The sequence below is a fragment of the Pseudovibrio axinellae genome (genome assembly GCF_900110875.1).
Lineage (GTDB): Bacteria > Pseudomonadota > Alphaproteobacteria > Rhizobiales > Stappiaceae > Pseudovibrio > Pseudovibrio axinellae.
The window spans coordinates 665,480-685,991 of record NZ_FOFM01000001.1 but is presented as its reverse complement, the minus strand read 5'-3'; the positions used below and the strand labels follow the sequence as shown (position 1 = coordinate 685,991).

General features: G+C 50.7%; 15 protein-coding genes. 6 read left to right on the top strand and 9 right to left on the bottom strand.

Annotation, left to right across the window (positions count from 1 at the left end; genetic code table 11):
- Window positions 1-48: 48 nt before the first annotated feature.
- The gene (locus tag BMZ51_RS03090; protein WP_068006384.1) at window positions 49-1,395 is read right to left on the bottom strand and encodes an MATE family efflux transporter; all 1,347 of its coding nucleotides are present in this window, start codon (window positions 1,393-1,395) and stop codon (window positions 49-51) included.
- A 228-nt stretch (window positions 1,396-1,623) separates the two neighbouring features.
- Between BMZ51_RS03090 and BMZ51_RS03085 the strand changes: the two genes are divergently transcribed.
- Both BMZ51_RS03085 and BMZ51_RS03080 read left to right on the top strand, forming a co-directional pair.
- Window positions 1,624-2,463, top strand: a complete 840-nt coding sequence (locus BMZ51_RS03085; protein WP_068006386.1) for a histone deacetylase family protein — start codon at window positions 1,624-1,626, stop codon at window positions 2,461-2,463.
- Window positions 2,464-2,619: 156 nt separating this feature from the next.
- On the top strand, window positions 2,620-3,183 hold the full coding sequence (locus BMZ51_RS03080; protein ID WP_068006129.1) for a transcriptional regulator: 564 nt from the start codon (window positions 2,620-2,622) through the stop codon (window positions 3,181-3,183).
- A gap of 29 nt (window positions 3,184-3,212) precedes the next feature.
- Here the strand turns inward: BMZ51_RS03080 and BMZ51_RS03075 are convergent, their stop codons facing one another.
- Entirely contained in the window at window positions 3,213-3,485 is a 273-nt protein-coding gene (locus tag BMZ51_RS03075; RefSeq protein WP_068006130.1) for a DUF6460 domain-containing protein, read from the bottom strand.
- A 306-nt stretch (window positions 3,486-3,791) separates the two neighbouring features.
- On the opposite strand from BMZ51_RS03075, the gene BMZ51_RS03070 reads away from it, so the two are divergent.
- A complete protein-coding gene (locus BMZ51_RS03070) occupies window positions 3,792-5,609 on the top strand; it encodes a GNAT family N-acetyltransferase (RefSeq protein ID WP_074881750.1) in 1,818 nt (605 codons plus the stop codon).
- Window positions 5,610-5,693: 84 nt separating this feature from the next.
- Here BMZ51_RS03070 and BMZ51_RS03065 read toward each other — a convergent pair whose 3' ends face one another.
- From BMZ51_RS03065 to BMZ51_RS03040, 6 genes are all read right to left on the bottom strand, one after another.
- Window positions 5,694-7,907 carry a 3-hydroxyacyl-CoA dehydrogenase NAD-binding domain-containing protein gene (locus BMZ51_RS03065; RefSeq protein WP_068006132.1) on the bottom strand — a complete coding sequence of 738 codons (2,214 nt, stop codon included), beginning with the start codon at window positions 7,905-7,907 and terminating at the stop codon, window positions 5,694-5,696.
- Window positions 7,908-7,921: 14 nt separating this feature from the next.
- Window positions 7,922-9,130 carry an acetyl-CoA C-acetyltransferase gene (locus BMZ51_RS03060; protein ID WP_068006134.1) on the bottom strand — a complete coding sequence of 403 codons (1,209 nt, stop codon included), beginning with the start codon at window positions 9,128-9,130 and terminating at the stop codon, window positions 7,922-7,924.
- A gap of 25 nt (window positions 9,131-9,155) precedes the next feature.
- The gene (locus BMZ51_RS03055; RefSeq protein WP_068006136.1) at window positions 9,156-9,794 is read right to left on the bottom strand and encodes a glutathione S-transferase family protein; all 639 of its coding nucleotides are present in this window, start codon (window positions 9,792-9,794) and stop codon (window positions 9,156-9,158) included.
- 99 nt (window positions 9,795-9,893) lie between these two features.
- Window positions 9,894-11,690 (bottom strand): acyl-CoA dehydrogenase C-terminal domain-containing protein, encoded by a 1,797-nt coding sequence (locus BMZ51_RS03050; protein ID WP_068006137.1) that lies wholly within the window; start codon window positions 11,688-11,690, stop codon window positions 9,894-9,896.
- 239 nt (window positions 11,691-11,929) lie between these two features.
- Window positions 11,930-12,616, bottom strand: a complete 687-nt coding sequence (locus BMZ51_RS03045; RefSeq protein WP_068006388.1) for an ArsR/SmtB family transcription factor — start codon at window positions 12,614-12,616, stop codon at window positions 11,930-11,932.
- 273 nt (window positions 12,617-12,889) lie between these two features.
- Window positions 12,890-13,915, bottom strand: a complete 1,026-nt coding sequence (locus tag BMZ51_RS03040) for a phytanoyl-CoA dioxygenase family protein (protein WP_208979230.1) — start codon at window positions 13,913-13,915, stop codon at window positions 12,890-12,892.
- 276 nt (window positions 13,916-14,191) lie between these two features.
- On the opposite strand from BMZ51_RS03040, the gene BMZ51_RS03035 reads away from it, so the two are divergent.
- Window positions 14,192-14,512 carry an NIPSNAP family protein gene (locus BMZ51_RS03035; protein ID WP_068006138.1) on the top strand — a complete coding sequence of 107 codons (321 nt, stop codon included), beginning with the start codon at window positions 14,192-14,194 and terminating at the stop codon, window positions 14,510-14,512.
- Between the two features lie 30 nt (window positions 14,513-14,542).
- Window positions 14,543-14,851 carry an antibiotic biosynthesis monooxygenase family protein gene (locus tag BMZ51_RS03030; protein WP_068006140.1) on the top strand — a complete coding sequence of 103 codons (309 nt, stop codon included), beginning with the start codon at window positions 14,543-14,545 and terminating at the stop codon, window positions 14,849-14,851.
- Window positions 14,852-14,988: 137 nt separating this feature from the next.
- Here the strand turns inward: BMZ51_RS03030 and BMZ51_RS03025 are convergent, their stop codons facing one another.
- Complete coding sequence (locus BMZ51_RS03025) at window positions 14,989-15,435, bottom strand: MerR family transcriptional regulator (protein WP_068006143.1); 447 nt, start codon at window positions 15,433-15,435, stop codon at window positions 14,989-14,991.
- Window positions 15,436-15,912: 477 nt separating this feature from the next.
- On the opposite strand from BMZ51_RS03025, the gene BMZ51_RS03020 reads away from it, so the two are divergent.
- Window positions 15,913-20,439 (top strand): peptidoglycan-binding protein, encoded by a 4,527-nt coding sequence (locus tag BMZ51_RS03020; RefSeq protein WP_068006145.1) that lies wholly within the window; start codon window positions 15,913-15,915, stop codon window positions 20,437-20,439.
- Window positions 20,440-20,512 lie beyond the last annotated feature (73 nt).

Sequence of the window (20,512 nt, the reverse complement as noted above, 5' to 3'; positions counted from 1 at the left end):
TTTAGGGCGAGGCACGATTCTGCGAGGCATCGCCCTGGTTTGCAAGCATTAACTCACGGAATAGGTTGCAGCGTTAAGCGTGCCAAAGTGCTGCCGTTCGCGTATCACGCAAAGATAGCTAAGAGTAATCCCACGGACACCAAAGAAAACCAGAAGGGCAACCCATAGTCCGTGGTTTCCGTAGATCGGGAAAAGCAGGTAGTAGCTGGCAAGGAACAAGAGCGAAGAAAACACCACAGAATTTCGCATGTCTGCCGACCATGTCGCCCCCACAAACACCCCATCCATCTGAAAGGCGAGTGTGCCGATAATGGGCGTTAAGACCGCCCAGAACATAAATGCACGTGCGGTTTCACGGACCTCAGTGTGGGTGGTGAGAAGGTCAATGACCGCCCCCCCTGCAAGCCACAAAATGATTGCAGCTGCAAACGAAAGCCCAAACCCCCAGCTGATTGAAAGCCGTAAGGCTTTGCGAAATGCGGTGCGTTGCTTAGCTCCAATCGCCTGTCCCACCACCTGTTCGGCAGCAGATGCAGTGCCGTCCAGAAAAAAGGCGGCAACCAGTATGAACTTTTCAAGGACAGCGTTTGCGGCAAGCACGACTTCACCCTGCGCTGCGCTTCGTGATGTGAAAAAGCCAAAGGCAAGCAGCATGAATAGAGACCGGATCATGATGTCTCTGTTCAAAGCGAGCATAGGCTTGAGCTTTTCCCAGATGATGATTTGAGAAAAAGTTGGCAGTGGAGCGCCTTTCAATTGGCGCTTGATGAGATAAATACCCAGACAAAGGGTTGCCGCCTCGGCAACAAAGGTCGCAATCGCAACTCCTGGAACTCCCCAGTTGAAACCCAATACGAAGACAACTGAAAGCACCATGTTGGTTAGGTTGAGGAACGTTTGGATCAACAAGCCAATGCCCGCTTTACCAAGGCCCAGATACCAGCCAAGAATGGAATAGTTGGCAAGGACAAAGGGGGCTGAAAAAGCTCTTATGGTGAAATAAGTAGATGCAGCATCCTGAACGGCTTCGGTCCCGCCAATAATCGGCAAACCGATCACCAGTATGGGCCATTGCACAAAGATCACGATGATTCCGCCAATAACTCCTAGCAAGAGCGCGCGTGCCAAAACAGCTCTGAGCTCGGTTTCATTGTTAGAGCCAAGGGCTTGTGCTGCAAGTCCGGTTGTTCCGGCACGTAGAAAATAGAAGAAAGCCCCGATTACATCAAAGAGGATAGCACCAACTGCAAGCCCGCCCAGCAGAGCCGCATCATGGAGCTGCCCAATCACCGCTGTATCAACCAGCCCCAGCAGCGGGGTGGAGATATAAGCCAATGTCATGGGGACGGCGAGCGCCAGAAAGGAGCGGTTCGTCACTTTAAAACTTGTAGACACGCAGGAAACCTTCAAACGCAGGAGTGAAAGGCAGACAAGCACCCGAAACTGGATTGCAAAACCAAATAAGCTCTGCTCATATTTGTTTGTTCTGTTTTTGTCCATATTTATAATGAGATGAGATACATTAGTTTAGGTTGGTAGAGAGAAGGTGTAAGCCCTGTGAAACTGCAAATTGTGCATCACCCCGCCTATACTGCGGAGATTCCCAAGCACCATCGCTTCCCGATGATGAAATATGCGGGGATTGCCAGGTGGTTGAAACAAAACGATTCTTCTGGAGGGACTTATAATTTTCACGAGCCAGAAGCTGTCTCCCAACAAGCATTACTGCGCGTGCACTCGCGCGATTATACCCAGCAGGTCCTGAGCTGCTCTGTGCCCGATGCTGTGGAGCGGGAGATTGGTTTCCCCATGACCGAAAGTGTTGCCTACCGTGCCCAATGCGCAACTGGAGGCTCGCTCCTGACTGCTATGTTGGCCTTGGAATATGGTGTGGCTTGCAACACAGCAGGGGGTTCTCACCATGCCCGAACCACACAAGGAGCTGGCTTTTGCGTTTTTAATGATGTTGCTGTCGCAGTGCGTGCTGTGCAGGCACAACGCATGGCACGCCGTGTGCTCATAATTGATCTGGACGTTCACCAGGGAGATGGCACAGCGGATATCTTTGCCCACGATGAGAGCGTGTTCACCTTCTCACTGCATAGCGAGAAAAACTATCCGGTTAGAAAAAAGCCTTCAACGCTGGATGTACCGCTCACAGATGGAATGGAAGACGAGGAATATCTTGCGATCCTTGAAACCATGCTCAAGCGCGTTCTCATGAGCTTTAAAGCCGATCTCGTCTTCTTCAATGCAGGTGTAGATCCACACCGGGATGATCGTTTAGGACGCCTTGCTCTTTCAGATGAAGGTTTGCGAAAACGAGAGGACCTTGTCTTTAGGTTGGTTCGAAATGAAGGGCTTCCACTTGCAAGTGTATTGGGAGGTGGCTATTCGCACAATATTGGGCAATTGGTTAATCGGCACGCTCTGCTCTTCCAGGTCGCAGCGAACTACCTATAAATAAACAACAAGTTTTTATGTAAAAAATTTAACTAAACGTTGAATTGCTTAGTTTAGTTACTTATTCGGTAATCTGAACTTGTCATTTTAGAAAAAATGCTCAGTATCCTATTCATGATGTGCAAATATAATGCATACGAATACTAGGAGCCTCGCATGAGTGTTTTAGTCACCGATAGAAACGTTGTCTTGGATATTGCTGACTGCATGATACGCAAGGACGGGCTGTTGGGGTTGGATCTCACTCAGCTTGCAAGTCACACAGGAACAGACAGACAGAACATCTCTAAGATGTTTCCTGCGGAAAATGGGCTCCAACAGGCCGTGCTGCAACGCTATATTGATCGTTTTGTGCAGATCCTTGGCGACCCAGCAAAGCAGAGATTTTATTTTCGCCGTGCCCTTGATACTTACATTGCCGCGTTTCAGGCGGGGATGGATGAAGGTGGCGAGTTGTTTCTGACAGCGGTGCTGGGGGATAAGGATGACGAGTTGCCTGAAGACCTCAAGCAACTTGCCGCAACCTTTGCATCTCGCAACCGTGTATGGCTGGCAGACCTTCTCGAATTGAGTGGCGACTGGTCCGTTGAAGAAGCGTTGGTTAAGTCAGACTTCGTTCTGGCGGCTCTGGAGGTTGCTGTCCTGGTTGGAAACACCAGCCAGGACCCTGAAATCTTCGAGGACCTTTCCGACAATATCCATAACATTTGCATGCAATGATCTGAAGGTGCCGGTGACGGTCGGTGCTCTTATCGTCCGCGCCAGTTTAAGAGGCGTGAGATAAACCAAAGTGGCACCACCACCATAGCGCCGAGGAAGAAGTAGGAGCCGAAGCGTTCAATCGCTGAAAAGCCCATATTCCAGACCCTGACAAAGAATTCTTGAACTGAATAGATGAGCGTCAGTGGTGAAAAATCCAGTGCCGCCAAGATAATGCCGACGATGAGGGAAAGAAAAATCAGACGCACGAGAACGCGTCCGGGGCTGTCACCCAAAAATTTATTAGTGTTGTCGTTAGACATTAAATTCTCCGCTACCAAAACTCTCCCATATATAGGGAGGCTTAGAATAAAATCATATAGCAGGCGGCATTTTTTGGCCTTTGAACGAGTATAACATGCGCAAGGTTCCCGCTGGTTTGCATGATCTGTAAATTGAATCCTGATGCCTTAAGATAAAATACGCCATACTCACATGGATCTTCGCCGTGAATCTAAGAGCTTTCTGGGTGATGAAATTGCCTTCCTGTTGGCCTCGCCTTAACCTGTCCTTTGGAATCAGATTGAGGTTGGTATTGACGAACCTCCAATGGGTAGCAGGGCGTAGTCATGAGTGAGTTTGTATTTTGTCTGGCCCAGCAAGGTGACGCTGAAAGTCTTGCGGACCTGCGTGCTACTGCAATGCGGGAAAGTCTTGAGGCGTTGGGAAGGTACGATCTCAAGCGCGCCAGAGAGCGCTTCTTGGATGGCTTCGTCCCTGCAGAAACGGCCAAACTCGTGCACGGCAGTCAAACACTTGGCTTCTTCGTCCTGCAAAATATGCCAGATCATTTATGGCTCAATCACCTTTACATCCACCCATCTTTTCAAGGAGCTGGAATTGGCGCGAAGGTGCTTGAACAAGTCAAAGCAGTCGCCAAAAAAAAGTCAAAGCCAGTACGACTGGGTGCATTAAAGCGCAGCAAGGCCAATGCATTTTATCAGGGGCATGGCTTTTTGAAAGCGCATGAAGACGAGTTCGATATCTATTATGAGCTGCCGCTCACAAATATCGAGGCTGGTCCTGCTGAATTCTTGCTGATGCAGGCAGAGACGGGAAATGCAGAGCGACTGGCTGATCTGCGCCATGAAGCCATGAAAGACGAGTGGGCCGCAAACGGCCTGACAAACTACCCGCTTGCCCGAAGCCACTTTTTTGAGGACTTTAAACCCGAAGTCACTTTGAAGATCATGTCAGAAGGAGAACTTCTCGGCTTCTACGCTTTCCACGAGTACGCTGAGTATTTTCACATCGATATGCTGTTCCTACACCCCAAAGCTCAGGGGCGGGGGATCGGCTCCAAGGTCTTAGCTCACCTCAAGGCCACGGCAACACAAGCGCGCAAACCAATCCGCCTCGGCGCTTTGCGCATTAGCCGCTCAAATGATTTCTATCGCGCACATGGCTTCAACCTGACGCATTATGTGGATCTCACTAACTATTATGAGTACAGACCAAACCTTTGCTTGCAGAAACCCGAGACTTTCCGCGTGGAAGCTTCAACCATAGAAGACTTCAACCTGCTGGCGGAGATACGGCAGCAAGCGATGCAAGAGAACTTGGAAGCAAATGGCCTCTTTGACCATGCGCTCTATACAAGTTATTTCAAGCAAAGCTTTGATCCCGCCTGTACACATAAAGTCATGGTCAACGCAGAGATGCTTGGCTTCTACGTCCTGTGGAATAAGCAAGACCACCTTGATTTGGAGCGGATTTATTTCCTACCAAATGCCCAAGGTCGAGGTATCGGTAAAGGTGTGCTGGACCTCATAAAGCAACAGGCATCGGAGCAAAACAAACCCATCCGCCTTGAGGTCCTCCCCAAAAGCCGTGCCAACGCCTTCTACCTCCGCAATGGGTTTGGGTTGATTGAGAAGCGCGAGGAAGAGTATCTCTATGAATGGACGCCTCAAGACTGCTCATATGTGATCAGCAGTTTTCGAGTAGAGCCAGTTAACAAGGCTGACTTCAACATGCTGGCGGATATTCGCTTTGAAGCTATGAAGGCTGAATGGGCGGCGAATGGTATGTTTGATCATGCCGTATATCGTAGGAAATTCGAGAGCACCTTTGATCCTGCTTTCACGCAAAGGATCGTTTGGGGAGGCGAGACTGTCGGCTTCTACGTTATGTGGGTGCGAGAAAGTTACCTCTACCTAGAGCGCTTCTATATTCATCCCAAAATGCAAAATCGAGGAATTGGTGGAGACGTTCTTGGAAGTCTGAAGCAGCAGGCTAGAGAGCAGGGTAAACCAATCAAACTTGAAACCTTCCCCCGCAGCCGGGTTAATGCCTTTTACCTTCGAAATGGATTTAAGCTGACGTCCGCCAGCCAAGATGAGAAGAACTACGAGTTTCTCCCAGAAGAGCTAAGAGCACCCGCCTAAACAAAAAGCGCCGGTGAGGCTAATCCCACCAGCGCTTTTATTTTTGATCAGGCAGCTGAGCCCAAGAGCCCAGCCAGACCTTTATTACTCAGCAGCTTCTGCCACAGCTTCAACAGGGGCAAATTTACCGTAGTAAGTTTCGCCTTTTTCAGCCATTGCGCGCAATTGAGCGTTTGGCTGGAAGCGGTCGCCCCATTTTGCAGCGAGCTTGTCACAGCGCTCTACAAACTCTTTGGTGCCAATGCCATCGATGTAAGACAGCGTACCACCGGAGAACGGTGCAAAGCCGAAGCCAAGAATTGAGCCAACGTCCGCTTCACGAACATCTGTCAGGCAGTTCTCTTCAAACACGCGTGCGGTTTCAAGAGCCTGAATACCAAGCAGACGGTTCTTCAGTTCCTCAACATCGAACTCATCAGCAGACTTGGATGGACCGGTGATTTCGGTAATACCAGGCCACAGAGCTTTGTCTTTGCCTTTGTAGTCGTAAAAGCCCTTGGAGTTTTTACGACCATGACGCTCATGCTCAACAACCATGGAGTCGAGGATGTGATCAAAGCCGTCAGCTGGGTAAGCATCGCCAAGGTCTTTCTTGGTAGCTTCCTTGATCTTCCAGGCCAGGTCCAAAGCAACTTCATCACCCAGTGAAAGCGGACCAACAGGCATGCCTGCCATTTTACCGGCATTTTCGATCATTGGAGCTGGAACACCGTCAGCAAGCATCATGATGCCTTCGCGGACGTAAGTGCCAACAACACGGGATGTGTAGAAGCCACGGCTGTCATTCACAACAATCGGAGTCTTCTTGATGGCCTTCACGTAGTCCAGAGCAACAGCAGTGGCTTTGTCTTCAGTCTTCGCACCAAGAATGATCTCAACCAGCATCATCTTGTCCACTGGGGAGAAGAAGTGAATGCCGATGAAGTCAGCCGGACGGGAAGAAGCTTCTGCCAGAGACGTGATTGGAAGAGTAGAGGTGTTGGACGCATATACCGCAGTTGCAGGCATTGCTGCTTCTGCTTTCTCGGTCACAACGCGTTTCACTTCGCGGTCTTCAAACACAGCCTCAATCACAAGATCGACATCGCTCAGAGCGCTGTAATCTGTTGTTGCGGTGATAAGGCCGAGAAGTTTTTCTTTCTTCTCTGCTGTAGACTTGCCGCGCTTGATGGCTTTGTCCATCAGGCCTTCAGAGTAAGCTTTACCTTTATCGGCAGCTTCCTGAGCCTGATCAATCAGCACCACTTCCAGGCCAGCTTTGGCAGTCACGTAGGCAATGCCCGCACCCATCATGCCAGCGCCAAGTACGCCAACCTTTTTCAAGGATGTCTTAGCAACACCAGCAGGACGACGCGCACCTTTGTTCAGTTCCTGCATGGAAACAAACAGGGAGCGAACCATTGCAGCAGCTTCTTTGCTTTGCAGAACATGCGCAAAGTAACGGCTCTCAATAGTCAGACCAGCATCGATTGGAACCATCAGGCCTTCAACAATGGAGTGCAGCATGTAGCGCGCACCCGGGTAGTTGTCGTAGGTGTTCTGGCGGTAGATCGCACTTGCAGCAGGCCAGAACTGAGCGCCTGAAGCAGAGTAAACCTGTCCAGTTGGGATTTTGAAGCCCTTCTTGTCCCATGCCTGAGCAGCATCAACACCATCAGCAAGCATCGCTTTAGCTGCATCAATCAGCTCACCTTCAGGGGCAACTGCATCAATCAGCTTAAGGCGAGATGCCTTCTTTGCATCAAGGTTTTGTCCAGTCAGCAGGAACTGCAATCCAGCTTGCAGGTCACCAGCCAAGCGCATGACACGCTGCGTACCACCAGCACCTGGGAACAGGCCAACCTTTACTTCTGGCAGAGCCATTTTCAAAGTGCCTTCAGAGCCAATACGCTTGTGACACGCCAAAGCCAGCTCAGTACCACCGCCCATACAAACGCCATTGATAGCAGCGACATATGGTTTGCCGGATGTTTCCAGCTTACGGAATACTTGTGACAGTTTGCGGGAGCCTTCAAACAGCTCTTTGGCTGCCCCTTCAGCATCAACACCCTGACGTTTTTTGAACTCGTCCAGCAAAGAGCCAATCATGCTCAAATCTGCACCGGCAGAAAAGGCTTTCTTGCCAGAAGCAACAACGACGCCTTTGATCGCATCATCCGCTGAAATGTCATCAATGACTTTGTCCAGCTCAAGAATGACGGATTCGTCAAACACGTTCATTGGCTTTTCTGGTGAATCCCAGCTCAGAACAGCAAAGCCATTAGCATCAGTTGCAAGGGTAAAGTGTGTGTAAGTCATGTTGGTCTCTCCCCTTAAACGCGCTCGATGATGGTGGCAGTACCCATGCCTGCACCAATACAAAGAGTTACAAGCGCAGTATTCTTGTCTTGACGCTCCAGTTCATCGAGAACTGTACCAAGGATCATTGCGCCAGTTGCGCCCAGTGGGTGACCCATAGCAATTGCACCGCCATTTACGTTCATAATGGAATGGTCGATCTCAAATGCCTGCATGTGGCGAAGAACAACAGAAGCAAATGCTTCATTGAGCTCGAACAGGTCGATATCGCTGATTTCCATGCCGGTATTTTTCAAAAGCTTCTTGGTCACATCAACAGGACCGGTCAGCATAAGGGCAGGGTCACTACCGATATTGGCGAAGGCTTTAATGCGTGCACGTGCCTTAAGGCCGAGTGCTTCACCAATTTCCTTGTTGCCCATCAATACAGCAGAAGCACCGTCCACAATACCTGAGGAGTTACCTGCATGGTGCATGTGGTTGATTTTTTCTACTTCAGGATGCGCCTGAATACCAACAGCGTTAAAGCCGCCCATGTTGCCCATCATTTCAAAGGATGGGTTCAGACCTGCAAGAGACTGCATGTCTGTCTGAGGACGCATGTGTTCATCACGGTCCAAAATGGTCAGTCCGTTGATGTCTTTTACAGGCACAACAGAGTTCTTGAAGCGGCCTTCATCCCATGCTTTTTGAGCGCGCTTTTGGCTCTCAACTGAATATGCATCCACATCATCACGGGAGAAACCGTATTTTGTGGAGATAAGGTCAGCTGATACGCCCTGAGGCATGAAGTAGGCAGGGATCGCGATCTGCGGGTCAGAAGGCCAAGGACCACCTGAAGCGCCAAGACCCACACGGCTCATAGCTTCAACGCCGCCAGAGATAACCAGCTTGTTCTGGCCGGACATGATCTGCGCTGCACCCATGTTCACCGCGTCAAGACCAGAGGCACAGAAACGGTTGATCTGCATACCTGGAACAGAACGGTCGTAGTCTGCTGCAAAAACAGCAGCACGTGCAATGTCAGAGCCTGCATCACCAACAGGATCAACACAGCCAAGCACAACATCGTCTACAAGCTTAGTATCCAGCTCATTACGGTCCCGGATAGCTTCAAGAGCGTTTGCCGCAAGGCGTGCAGTTGAAACTTCGTGTAGGGAACCGTCCTTCTTGCCGCGCCCGCGTGGGGTGCGAACGTGATCGAAAATAAGGGCGTCTGTCATATGGTCCTCCGCAAAAAATTTTTGGTCAGGCAGGTGTGGTCAAAGGGTGGCCGGGCATCAGGTCATAAGGGGCTACCCAGTGGGGCAGGTCCTTAATTCGCTCAAGCCATGCATTAACGTTAGAAAAAGGGCCGAAGCTCACACCAATCTCTTCTGGCCAAAACAAATATCCGCACACCGAAAGGTCTGCGATTGTTGGACGATTTCCAACAAGGAAGCTTTGTTCAGCAAGGCGTTTATCCAACACCTTCAATGCTGAGATTGCCCGGCCTTCAAAAAAGCCGGTCACATCATTTTCTCCGACCTTGGCGATCGCGCGCATGTATCTCAAGGTTGCCACATAGCCAGTCAGTTTGTGGTTGTCCCAAAACAGCCAGCGCATGATTTCCCGGCGTTCTTCCTCGTTCTCCCAGCCGAATCTCCCAAGGTGCTGGGAAAGGTATTCCAGTATTACGGCAGACTGGGTCAGCCGTATCTTCCCGTGAGTTAGTACAGGAATTTCTCCCATCTCGTTCTGTTCATTGCGAAACTCTGGATCGCGTGTGGCACCATTAAAAAAGTCAACCCATTTAGGGGACCATGAGGCCTGCGACAACTCCAGCATGAGCGCAACCTTGTAGGCATTGCCACTTTGCGCAAAACACTGAAGTTCATATTCCGCCATTTTACACTCCACAGTCTGTACATTTGAATATCAGAACGAGCATAGGTCAGGACAAGAGCCCAAACAAAGAATTTGCGCTCTTGAGTTCTGGTATCTGGATTAGAATGCTTCCGCGTCCAGGCTCATCATGGTGTCTGCACCAGTGGAAATGCGTGCCAGGTGAGCTGAGGATTCAGGCATGATACGCTCCATGAAGAACGTGCCAAGGGTCAATTTGGTCTGAAGCCAATCTTCTTGACCATTTGCACCCTCTTTGATCTTCCGATTTGCCGCAATAGCAATCTTGGACCACATGTAACCAAGAGCAACCAATCCAAACAGGTGCATGTAGTCCGTAGAACCAGCGCCTGCGTTGTCTGGGTTCTTCATTCCATTTTGCATAAACCACATGGTTGCGGCCTGCAGATCCTTCAAGGATTGTTTGAGGCTCTTCATATAAGTGCTAAGGGCCTCGTCACCTTCATTTTCTTTAATGAATGCGCCAACTTCCTTAAACCAGGCCTGAACAGCACGGCCACCATTTGCAGGCAACTTACGACCAACAAGGTCAAGCGCCTGGATGCCGTTTGCACCCTCATAGATCATGGCAATACGAGCATCACGAACGAACTGCTCCATGCCCCATTCCTGAATGTAGCCGTGACCACCGAACAACTGCTGCGCCATGACCGTATTGTCAAAGCCCTTATCAGTCAGAACGCCTTTAACAATAGGGGTCAACAAGCCCATGATATCGTCAGATGCCTGCTTTTCAGCTTCATCTTGAGACAGATGGGATACATCGCCATGCAAAGAGGTCCACATGTAAAGAGCACGTGCAGCTTCGTTGAAGCTGCGGATCGTCATCAGCACGCGGCGCACATCAGGATGTACAATGATTGGGTCAGCTTGCTTTTCCGGGTTCTTAGGTCCTGTCAAAGAGCGGCCTTGAATACGATCCTTCGCGTAGACGACTGCATTCTGGTAGGCAACCTCAGACAAACCAAGACCCTGAATACCAACGCCCAAACGTGCTTCGTTCATCATAACGAACATGGCGCGCAGGCCTTTGTTCGCATCGCCAACCAGGTAACCAACAGAATCATCGTAGTTCATGACACATGTTGAGTTGCCGTGGATGCCCATCTTTTCTTCGATAGAGCCGACAGAAACACCGTTCATCTCACCTGGGTTGCCGTCTGCATCCAGCTGCTTCTTAGGCACCACGAAGAGAGAAATTCCCTTTGTGCCTTCAGGAGCCCCTTCAATGCGGGCAAGCACAAGGTGAACAACGTTCTCTGACATGTCGTGATCGCCAGCAGAGATGAAGATCTTGGTGCCGGAAATTTTATAGCTGCCATCGGCCTGCGGAACCGCTTTTGTGCGCAACATGCCAAGGTCTGTGCCACAATGAGGTTCGGTCAGGTTCATCGTACCTGTCCACTCACCGCTCGCCATTTTTGGCAGGTAGGTATTCTTGATCTCATCGTTCGCATGAACAAGGAGTGCTGCCATCGCGCCAGCTGTCAGGCCGGGATACATCGCAAATGCCTGGTTGGCCGAGCACATGTATTCAGCCATAATCACAGAGAATGTAGCAGGCAAGCCTTGGCCGCCATACTGCTCAGGAATGGAAAGACCACCCCAGCCACCCGCAGAATAGGACTTATAGGCTTCTTTAAAGCCAGGAGGTGTGGTCACAGTGCCATCGTCATTACGAATACAGCCGACTTTATCGCCAACCTGGTTCAGAGGCTGCACGATCTCCTCAGAGAACTTTGCGCCTTCTTTTAAGATGGCTTCAACCAGATCTGGTGTTGCCTCGGAGAACCCAGGCAAGTTGGAATGTTTCTCATAACCCAAAACATCTTTGAGCAAAAAGAGAGTGTCTTCAACGGGTGCACTATAACTTGGCATAGCAATATTTCCTTCCGACCAACCCTAGAGGCATGTCTTTAACGTTTGCGTAAACGTAAACCTGTGACGGAATATAGGACCACTGCGCGCCTACAGCAAGTTATACCCAAGTGTAATTTCGTACGGTTCTCTACGAAATTACAGAATCCTGGGAGTTTCTGGATAATAACTTCCCTGTGAAATTTCAGAATCTCCTGCATCTGACACTATGAAAGTGATGGATATGCGTTGTCTGCCCCCTAAATCTCAAGGGAAAAGAGGCTGCGGAAGCGAGAATCGCCAGTCTTGGAAAACTCAATGACGCGGCTGCCTTCAATGCGTCTGGCCCAACCTTCCTCCAAAAAATAGGTGAGGAGGGCAGTTCCAGCAAGTCCAGCAAGGTGGGACCTTCGTACACTCCAATCCAGACAGGATTTGCACAAAGGTCGCCGCTTAGTTTCTTTCTCTGGTAGCACCAACCCGAGATCATTGAAAAAGCTTCTGCCAGCTAATGTCAGATGAAGCTGCTCGTCTTCTTCGAGCAGAAACTCCCGTGCAAGCAGACTGTCGTAGGCTTGAACACCATAGTCTCCTGCCAGATGGTTATAGCAAACACGAGCTTTACGAAGAGCTGGTTCTTTGGGGCCTGTGCGCACACGCGTCATGCCGGTACGCATCGCAATACCGCTCAAAGCTTCCAGCAGGGAGGCCACATCACTGCCTGTAAGGCTATAGTATTTATGGCGTCCTTGTTTGCGCAGGCACACCAAGCCTGCCTCCGACAGTTTACCCAGATGAAAACTGGAGGTTTGTGGAGTGACCCCAGCCTCTTGAGCCAGCTCGCTCGCGGTTAACGCAACCCCGTTCATCAGGGCTTGAAGCATATTTGCACGTGCAGGATCTCCAATCAGAGCTGCCACCGCTGCAATGTTCGGTCCCTCTTTCATGTTGCTCTCCATGCTGATTGTGTTCACGCATATCATAACACATTAAGTGCGCAAATAATTCGATCACCATCGAAGCAAACTGAATAGGTAGATTGCTATACAACCTGCATTGCTTCATCAAACTGGAGGACTGTGATGCTGGCATGTATCATTCGCGATCAGATTGACCCAACCAAAAAAGGATGAATTTTCCCAACACGCACGCAAAACCTTAATCATGACGCATTACGGGACATTTCTCTGTTTCGCATGCGCTGAAGAGCTTGGCGCGCTTTACAGCACCGGAGGTGCATCTATTTTAACGTGGCCGACTTCTCTGTGATGGCTAGGCTTGCCGCTCAGTTTGCTCCTGAAGTTCAGATAAGCAGTATAGATTTCCGATTGCCGTCCCTTTATTCCCGGCAAGGAGCGCAGATCCAGTCCAGACCACGGAAAGTAAGGTGAGCGGCGCAAATCTGCGAACAAACCAACACGGACGCCTGGACGCGTAGCAATCCCTCGCCGGTGGAATCCGTGCGTATCTGCAATCACCAGAGAATTTGCCGGAACATCAAAACTCACAGGCTCACCATAGCCCATCTTTAAGATATCGTCCTCACTCGCACGGAATGAACCCGCAGCATGCATCCCATTTGGATGCTGCACCGCATTCAAGCTTTGCTCAAACTCCCAGGCACTGCGTTCAGGTGTATACCGATGCGACCCCGGCACGTAATGAAAGGGCCCATCGGCAACATCCACATCGCGCAAAAATAGCCAGGATTTAGATGTCGAGTGAAACGTATCCATGTGAAAGTCAGTCTGAGGGTCTTTTTTCTTCTTTTCCAAGTCCCATAAAACAGCATGCAAATATATAATGGGATCCGCGTTGTATGACCCCACATAGCGCATGGCATTTTGTAAGAACGGATCATGCACCGCCCTGCTTAGGCCGGGCAAGTCTTTCAGCAGCGAAGGCGGCAAGCCGATGAAACGTGTTACCGTTTTCCCTTGCCGCATTTCGCTTGCAGCAAACTCTCTCGTTGCGATCTCATCCTGTAATTGTGCAAGAACATCTTTGGAAAGAAAATTCTCTTTCACGATGTATCCATTGCGATGAAAGAACGCTTTATCGTCATCTGGCAGAAAGTGAACCATTTGGCGTCGACGCAGAGCAGCCATTCTTGCGGCCCACGCCACGCGTTTTAGGTAGAACCCGCGCTCATTTAACCAGCGACTTCCAATAATCGGATTCTTCTTAAATGACTTTTGCCCCATCAAGGCATCAAGAGCCCAGATAGGGCTTTTTAAAATTCGCAATACACCAGCCCCTACTCCTCTGGCAAAAAACCGCCAGAAACTGCGCAGTATCCGACATTTAAGCATTCCTGTGCCTATTTGCCAACTTAACTCATTGGCAGGTTATTGCAGCACTGAGGATTTATAGGGCAACTGGGATATTCTGCTCTTCATGGGGCATTTGGGCGCGCTCAACGCAGCATATTAAGTGCGCCAATAATTCGATCACGATCGAAACAAAACGAATGGGTAGATTGCTATACCGCCTGCATTGCTTAATTTAACTGGAGAACTGTGATGCTGACATGTATCATCCGCTATCAGATTGACCCAACCAAAAAAGCGGAATTTTCCCAATATGCGCGTAACTGGGGGCAAGCAATTCCACGCTGTGGTGCAGATCTGATCGGGTACTATGCCCCTCATGAGGGCTCAACAACGCTGGCCTACGGCATCTATAACGTGCAAAGTTTGGCACACTACGAAGAGTACCGGGCAAGACTTGCGCAAGACCCGTTAGGGCAAGAAAACTACGAATTCGCCATGCGTGAGAAGTTCCTGTTAAAGGAAGACAGGACGTTCCTGACCCTTGCCTCCCACCCACATGCAAAACCCTGATCATTACGCCAGTACAAGTGAGTTTCCAGCATGATAGCTGTTATATTTGAAGTTGAGCCATACGCAGATCATAAAGCCAGTTACCTGGACGTGGCCGCATCAATTAAGCCAGAGCTTGAAAAAATACAGGGGTTTATCTCTGTGGAACGCTTTCAGAGCCTGACCAACCCTGAGAAGATTTTATCATTGTCTTTTTTTGAGGATGAAGAAGCAGTGAAGCGCTGGCGCACTCAGGAAAAGCATCAAGCTGCCCAACAACTGGGTCGTAACGAATATTTCCAAAAGTACCGTATCCGCGTTGCCAGTGTCCTACGTGATTATGGACTGGATAACAGCTAGATTAAGAATGCTCGGGAAAACAATTAAAATTTTAGATGAAAAAAATAAATGTATTCCCCGGCCACCATCTTTTTGATGCGAGCCAGAGAACCTGAGAAAAAGGTGGGGGATTGCCCCCACCTGAAAGCAGAGAGAAGTTAAGCTTTTTTCTCTTGAAGCATGCCTTCGACAATGTCTACGGTCCGCTGCAAATCATCGATAGCTTCATCGATATTTCCGCGCTGGCCTTCCAGCACCCGGATCTGCTCCTGAAACCGCTGCAACGCCACTTCCAGCTGAGTGACCTGTCCATCGCGCAGGTCATAAAGATCCAGCATGTCGCGAATTTCGGAGAGCGAAAATCCAACGCGCTTTCCCATCAAAACCAGCTTCAAACGCGCGCGGTCGCGACGATTGTAGATACGGTTAAGTCCATCGCGCTTAGGATTCAGGAGGCCTTTATCCTCATAAAACCGCAGAGTACGGAGTGTGACATCAAATTCTTTTGCCAGGTCGCCAATGGTAAACTGTGTTTTTTTTCCCTTACCCAGCTCTTTGGCAACAACATCAACAATCATCTCATTGATATGTAGGGCTTCGCTCATCTGCTTGACCTGTTCTTTTTTCCTTACGCGGCACTGCCTTGACTGCGTGACGTGTTTACACAAGTGCATGCCCAATGCTGCACTGTGTAATTTCTGTCAAGTTTATACAGCGGCAACGCCCTTTAGGTCTAGCAAAAGCGGCAAGATAACTTGCAATTCGAACAATTCAGAACACGAATAATTTTCATGAGTTTCTTCTGAAATACTAAAAAATGCGGGGGATTTGTTGGAATAGAGCCGGAATCCACATTCCTTAAGGGCCGCTCAAACAGAATTCGAGCTATTAACCCACTATTTACCCTAACGAGTAAAAAAATAGGGCTACGAGTTTTAAGACCGGTTCAAAACCGCAAAGTGATTCGTTTCTTGACCTATTCCAGAACTGTGCAAAGCAGTTGACGTTAATTGGATAAACTTTTTTGGGGAAGAGGCTGAAACACCGCGCGCGCCGGACAAGTGTTATGGGGCCCTGCAGGCATGTCTTGGAAAAAACCAGAATTTGGAAAGTCCACTTCAGGCACGTCCTATGGTGAAGGGCTGGAGGCAGACCACGCTAAGTGGTTGGAGGAAAGTGGAATGGCGCGACATAATCCTGCAGCGGCAAGGCATACCGCCCATTCTCCCTATTACAACGAGTTTGAGAGTGACGCCCCTCAGCCCTATGAAAACGCGCGTGCAAGGTCTCAGGAAGAGGCAATGAATGAGGTTGCACAGGCTCTCAACCGTTTGATGCATGCAGATCAAACACGCTCACGCCCAAGCGTTGCTCCAGAAAAACCGCAAGGACGCGATCCTTGGCGCCGCTCTGACCTGCGAACAGGGCTGGACCAAACGACAAGCCCATACGCCTATGAAGATCAGTATGACCCGGCTTTAGACCCTAAAGTACATGCGCGAGCTGGTGTGTCCCGTGATCCATTAATGCACCCACGACCACCATTGATGCGCGGACATGAACCTGCTCCTGCGCGCCACTCAGCACACTTTGGTGCCGAGCAGGCGTCACAACGGCATGCTCAAACACATACTAATCCCGCTTCAACGGGCATGGGAGCCTATCCAGCATCTCCTTATGCGCCTGTTGCGGCGCAGCCGGATGCGCACTCACATGGGCCGGCAGTGCGGCAGGAAAAGCAGTATCCCGCCGACAATTCTAAGGTAAAACGCATCAGCTCTGTTCTGGATGCATTAAACGCGTTGGACGAACGCTTGAATTCCCTTGCTCATAACGAAAATGAGAAGGGTAAGGGTATTCCAGAGCAAACAGCCCCGCATAAAGCTGCACTGCAAGGTGAAGCTATCGCAGCTGAGCATACGCGCGCAAACACCGCGCCAGCCGCCGAAACCGCTTCACCCTATGCCTACCCGCCGGTTGCCCAGATGGAGCCGCGCTTCAACACAGCAGGTGCCCCTCACGGGGTAGACACTCAAGAAAACACGAGTGCAGATGCGGGTGGTTCTGCTGGCTACAGCGAACTAAATACAATGATTGACGGCCACTTTCGACAGTTGGCCGAACAGCTCGATACATTGCGCGCACCTGCTGAACATCAAATTGCAGAGCTGCAAGACGGCATGCAAACCCAGCTGAACAGTCTTCGCGGCGACATGATGGAACGCACCTCTGACAACCGCGCCCAGCTCTCAGAAATTATTGATCGTCTGCGGGATGATGAGGGCAATGGGCTGTTGTTGAAGGAGTTGCGTTACGAGCTGGAGCAGATGAAGGCTGCGTTGTCGCGCTCTGACATTGAAGACAGCCTCAACGCATTGGGCATGGCCCATGCCTCAATCCAGTCACGTCTGCAAGAACTTGCTGATAAGAACCTTGATCCGGGTATTTTTGAAAGCCTGACACAGCGCATGACTGATGTGGAAGCGCAAATCCGTCAGTTACCACGTGTCGATCAGTTAACGTCTTTGGAAAACCGGCTGTCCTCCATGGGAGAGCGCCTTGAAGATGTCCTGCACCGCTCTGGCACAACTGGCCTGGAAGTGGTGCGCGAAGATATTACGCAGCTCAGAACTGTGATTGATCGTCTCGATTCTGGTCGTATGATCCATGATGTGGATCAGCGCATCCGTTTCTTAACCGCACGTATGGATGAGCTGGATCACTTCTCTTCAATTCAGCTCGATATCCAGTCCCGTTTAAGCAGCGTCGAAACACGTTTACCAGACGGCGATGTTATTGACCGCCTGCATGGTCGTTTGGATTCCATATCCAATATTCTGGCAGAAGGCCCCGAGCACGGCGGCAACACTCAGCAGCTGAGCCGTTTGGAAGAGCGCCTCTCCGACATTGGCGACCAGCTTAAGCGTATGGAGCGCAGCCCGGAGACCACGAGCGAAATTGATCAGGCCTTTTCGTCCATCGAAAGTCGCCTCGATCACCTGAACACGAAGCTCGATAATATCGGCGAACGCCTGACAGATACTTCATTCGAAGTTGCATTGAGCGAGAATGAAAGCGCCGCGCTTGCACGCCTCGAGCAGCGCGTGATGACACTGACACAGGTGGTTGAGGACAGCGCACACGGCGCATCCTCTGATAAAGGCCTGTCCAAAATTCGCGCAGAAATCTCAGAGCTGCGTGGGCATATCGGTGCATTGGCAACGTCAAATGACATCGAAACCCAGTTGCAAGAACTTGCAGCGACCATCTCCAGCCCGTCGAGCGTGTCATCTGACATGGAGATTGATCGTCTGGAAACGCAGATCGCAGATCTCTCTCAGAAGCTGGATATGTCTCAGAGCCACTTCGGATCACTGGGGAATCTGGAAAACAGCTTTGGTTCCATTGAGGTAGAGCTGAAAGGCCTGCATACCGATATGGTCGATAAGGCCCAGCAAATCGCTCAGGATGCGGTGAAAGCTGCAACGACGAAACTCGCTCTGGGCGAAGGGGCTGAGCAAGGGGAAGCTGTTGAAGCAGCGATCTCTGCGCTACGTCTTGACCTGCAAAACCTGCTCGAAGCATCTGCTCATAAGGGAAAGGTTGATCAGGACGCGCTCCAAGGTGTGCGTGATGTGCTCGGCACAATCTCCAACCGTTTGGAAAATCTGGAAAGCATCCGTAACGCAATCGGAAATACAGATATTTCCAAGGAACACCAAAAGCTGGTGGGTGATAAGCAGATCAGTTCAATTCTGGGTGCCTTCACCAAAGGCTATAAGTCAGATGCATCAACACACGATGCCAACACCAAGGTCCAAGAAGGTCCGCGCAACCGCAAAGCAGATTTTATCGCAGCAGCCCGCCGTGCCGCTAAGGCAGCTGCGAAGGAAGCTAAAAAAGCGAAAAAGGATGAAGAAACACCTTCATCCAGCAAGAGTAAGGCGCCTGAACGCGCGCGCCGTCTGCGCGACTATATCAGTCCCAATCGCACTGCAACTGTAGAAGTTCCTGAGAACATGAGGGCCAAAAAGGCCGCTGCAACAGCGCAGGTTCTCAGCCAGTTGCAGGTGGAAGAAGAGCCAATTTCCTTAAGCCCAGAGGATATAGTTACCGACACAGCCACAGGCCGCAAAGAACCGATCAACCTGTCTGCAGCTCCTGTTGAGGTCGACCAACCCGAGAAGACAGGTAATGGCAAAACGAAAGAAAGCAAGTCCAGTCGGCGCCGCGCAATCATGCTCGCCGCGGCAGCTCTCCTTTTGACCATCGGGACCTTACAGGTGTTCAATTCAGGGCTGTTCTCCGGCACTGAGAATGCCGACACAGCTGGCACCACTGCGCTTCCAAGCATCATGGCACAAGACGCTCAAATGCCAGGCAATGAGGGCACATCGCTGCTCGGCGCTGATCTGGACGCAATGAGCGCGGCAGATATCATCAGCAGTGCCTCTACCATGTCGCAGGATACAGAACTGCCGTCTCCAGTCAGTGCAACGAGCTTCTGGCAGTCAGGTGCCGCCACAGCGCCCTCTGAACCTACAAGAGAGCTGGTCTTTGGTCAGGCAACACCCATAGGCTTGTATGCGCGGACGCAAAAGAGCGCACCAGATATGGGTGCTTCTCCATTTGTTGACCCGATCACAACAGCGATCGCTTCGGCCCCTCAGGTTAATTCCGCCAGTTATGGTGGGCACACCGGCTCTGTTGCCCCTTCACGGCCTGTTGAACAAGTCACCCCACAGCCATCAGCTTATGACCTGCCTTATGCAATTGGCCCGGTCAGCCTGCGTTCTGCCGCGGTCTCAGGCGTGGCTGCCGCCCAGTTTGAGGTAGCTCGCCGTTATACGGTCGGCAATCTCGTACCTGCTGACCTGGCAGCAGCTGCGAATTGGTATCGCAAAGCGGCTGCACAAGGTCTGGCTCCAGCACAATATCGTATCGGCAGCTTTTATGAAAAAGGCCGCGGAGTTGAAAAGGACCTTGCTCAGGCGCGCGACTGGTACACACTTGCCGCTGCGCAAGGCAACATTAAAGCAATGCACAATCTGGCGGTTCTCCATGTAGAGGGCATTGATGGTTCGCCAGATTATGAGGCTGCGGTCAAATGGTTTCGCATAGCTGCTGATTACGGCGTGGCCGACAGCAAGTTCAACCTTGCGATTCTGGCAGCGCGTGGGCTTGGTATGGAGCAGGATCTGGTCGAAAGTTATAAGTGGTTTGCACTCGCTGCCTTGCGAGGAGACGAGGATTCAGCCAGCAAACGCGACGAGGTTGCCGCTAAACTGACCAAGAGCCAGCATGTACGTGCATTGGAGGCCGTGGCACTCTTCCAGATCAAACCGGTGGACCCAGCGGCCAACAAAGTTGAGATTGATACCAAGTGGTCTGGGAAACCCAAAACCACTTTTTCACAGGACGGCTCGCAGACTGTGAAGAAAATCCAACAAGCATTGTTGAACCTTGGTTTTGATCCGGGCGCACCTGACGGCGTGCTGGGACCCAATACACGTCGCGCAATCAAAAGCTTACAGGCGCGACTGGGAATGGAAACAACGGGCGAGCCTGACCAACGGCTGATAACTGCTCTGGCCACTCGGGCTATATAATGCAACGTTACTAGGGGATTTCTGGTTAGATTTGCACTTGCTGCTGCAGGTAGATTGACAGGGCGTCTGAATT

What these genes read in the sequence shown, in the direction of transcription:
- BMZ51_RS03020 (WP_068006145.1), top strand. Translation starts at nt 15,913, where the DNA reads ATGTCTTGGAAAAAACCAGAATTTGGAAAGTCCACTTCAGGCACGTCC.
- BMZ51_RS03060 (WP_068006134.1), bottom strand. Translation starts at nt 9,130, where the DNA reads ATGACAGACGCCCTTATTTTCGATCACGTTCGCACCCCACGCGGGCGC.
- BMZ51_RS03080 (WP_068006129.1), top strand. Translation starts at nt 2,620, where the DNA reads ATGAGTGTTTTAGTCACCGATAGAAACGTTGTCTTGGATATTGCTGAC.
- BMZ51_RS03035 (WP_068006138.1), top strand. Translation starts at nt 14,192, where the DNA reads ATGCTGACATGTATCATCCGCTATCAGATTGACCCAACCAAAAAAGCG.
- BMZ51_RS03075 (WP_068006130.1), bottom strand. Translation starts at nt 3,485, where the DNA reads ATGTCTAACGACAACACTAATAAATTTTTGGGTGACAGCCCCGGACGC.
- BMZ51_RS03065 (WP_068006132.1), bottom strand. Translation starts at nt 7,907, where the DNA reads ATGACTTACACACACTTTACCCTTGCAACTGATGCTAATGGCTTTGCT.
- BMZ51_RS03050 (WP_068006137.1), bottom strand. Translation starts at nt 11,690, where the DNA reads ATGCCAAGTTATAGTGCACCCGTTGAAGACACTCTCTTTTTGCTCAAA.
- BMZ51_RS03025 (WP_068006143.1), bottom strand. Translation starts at nt 15,435, where the DNA reads ATGAGCGAAGCCCTACATATCAATGAGATGATTGTTGATGTTGTTGCC.
- BMZ51_RS03045 (WP_068006388.1), bottom strand. Translation starts at nt 12,616, where the DNA reads ATGAAAGAGGGACCGAACATTGCAGCGGTGGCAGCTCTGATTGGAGAT.
- BMZ51_RS03055 (WP_068006136.1), bottom strand. Translation starts at nt 9,794, where the DNA reads ATGGCGGAATATGAACTTCAGTGTTTTGCGCAAAGTGGCAATGCCTAC.
- BMZ51_RS03070 (WP_074881750.1), top strand. Translation starts at nt 3,792, where the DNA reads ATGAGTGAGTTTGTATTTTGTCTGGCCCAGCAAGGTGACGCTGAAAGT.
- BMZ51_RS03085 (WP_068006386.1), top strand. Translation starts at nt 1,624, where the DNA reads ATGATGAAATATGCGGGGATTGCCAGGTGGTTGAAACAAAACGATTCT.
- BMZ51_RS03030 (WP_068006140.1), top strand. Translation starts at nt 14,543, where the DNA reads ATGATAGCTGTTATATTTGAAGTTGAGCCATACGCAGATCATAAAGCC.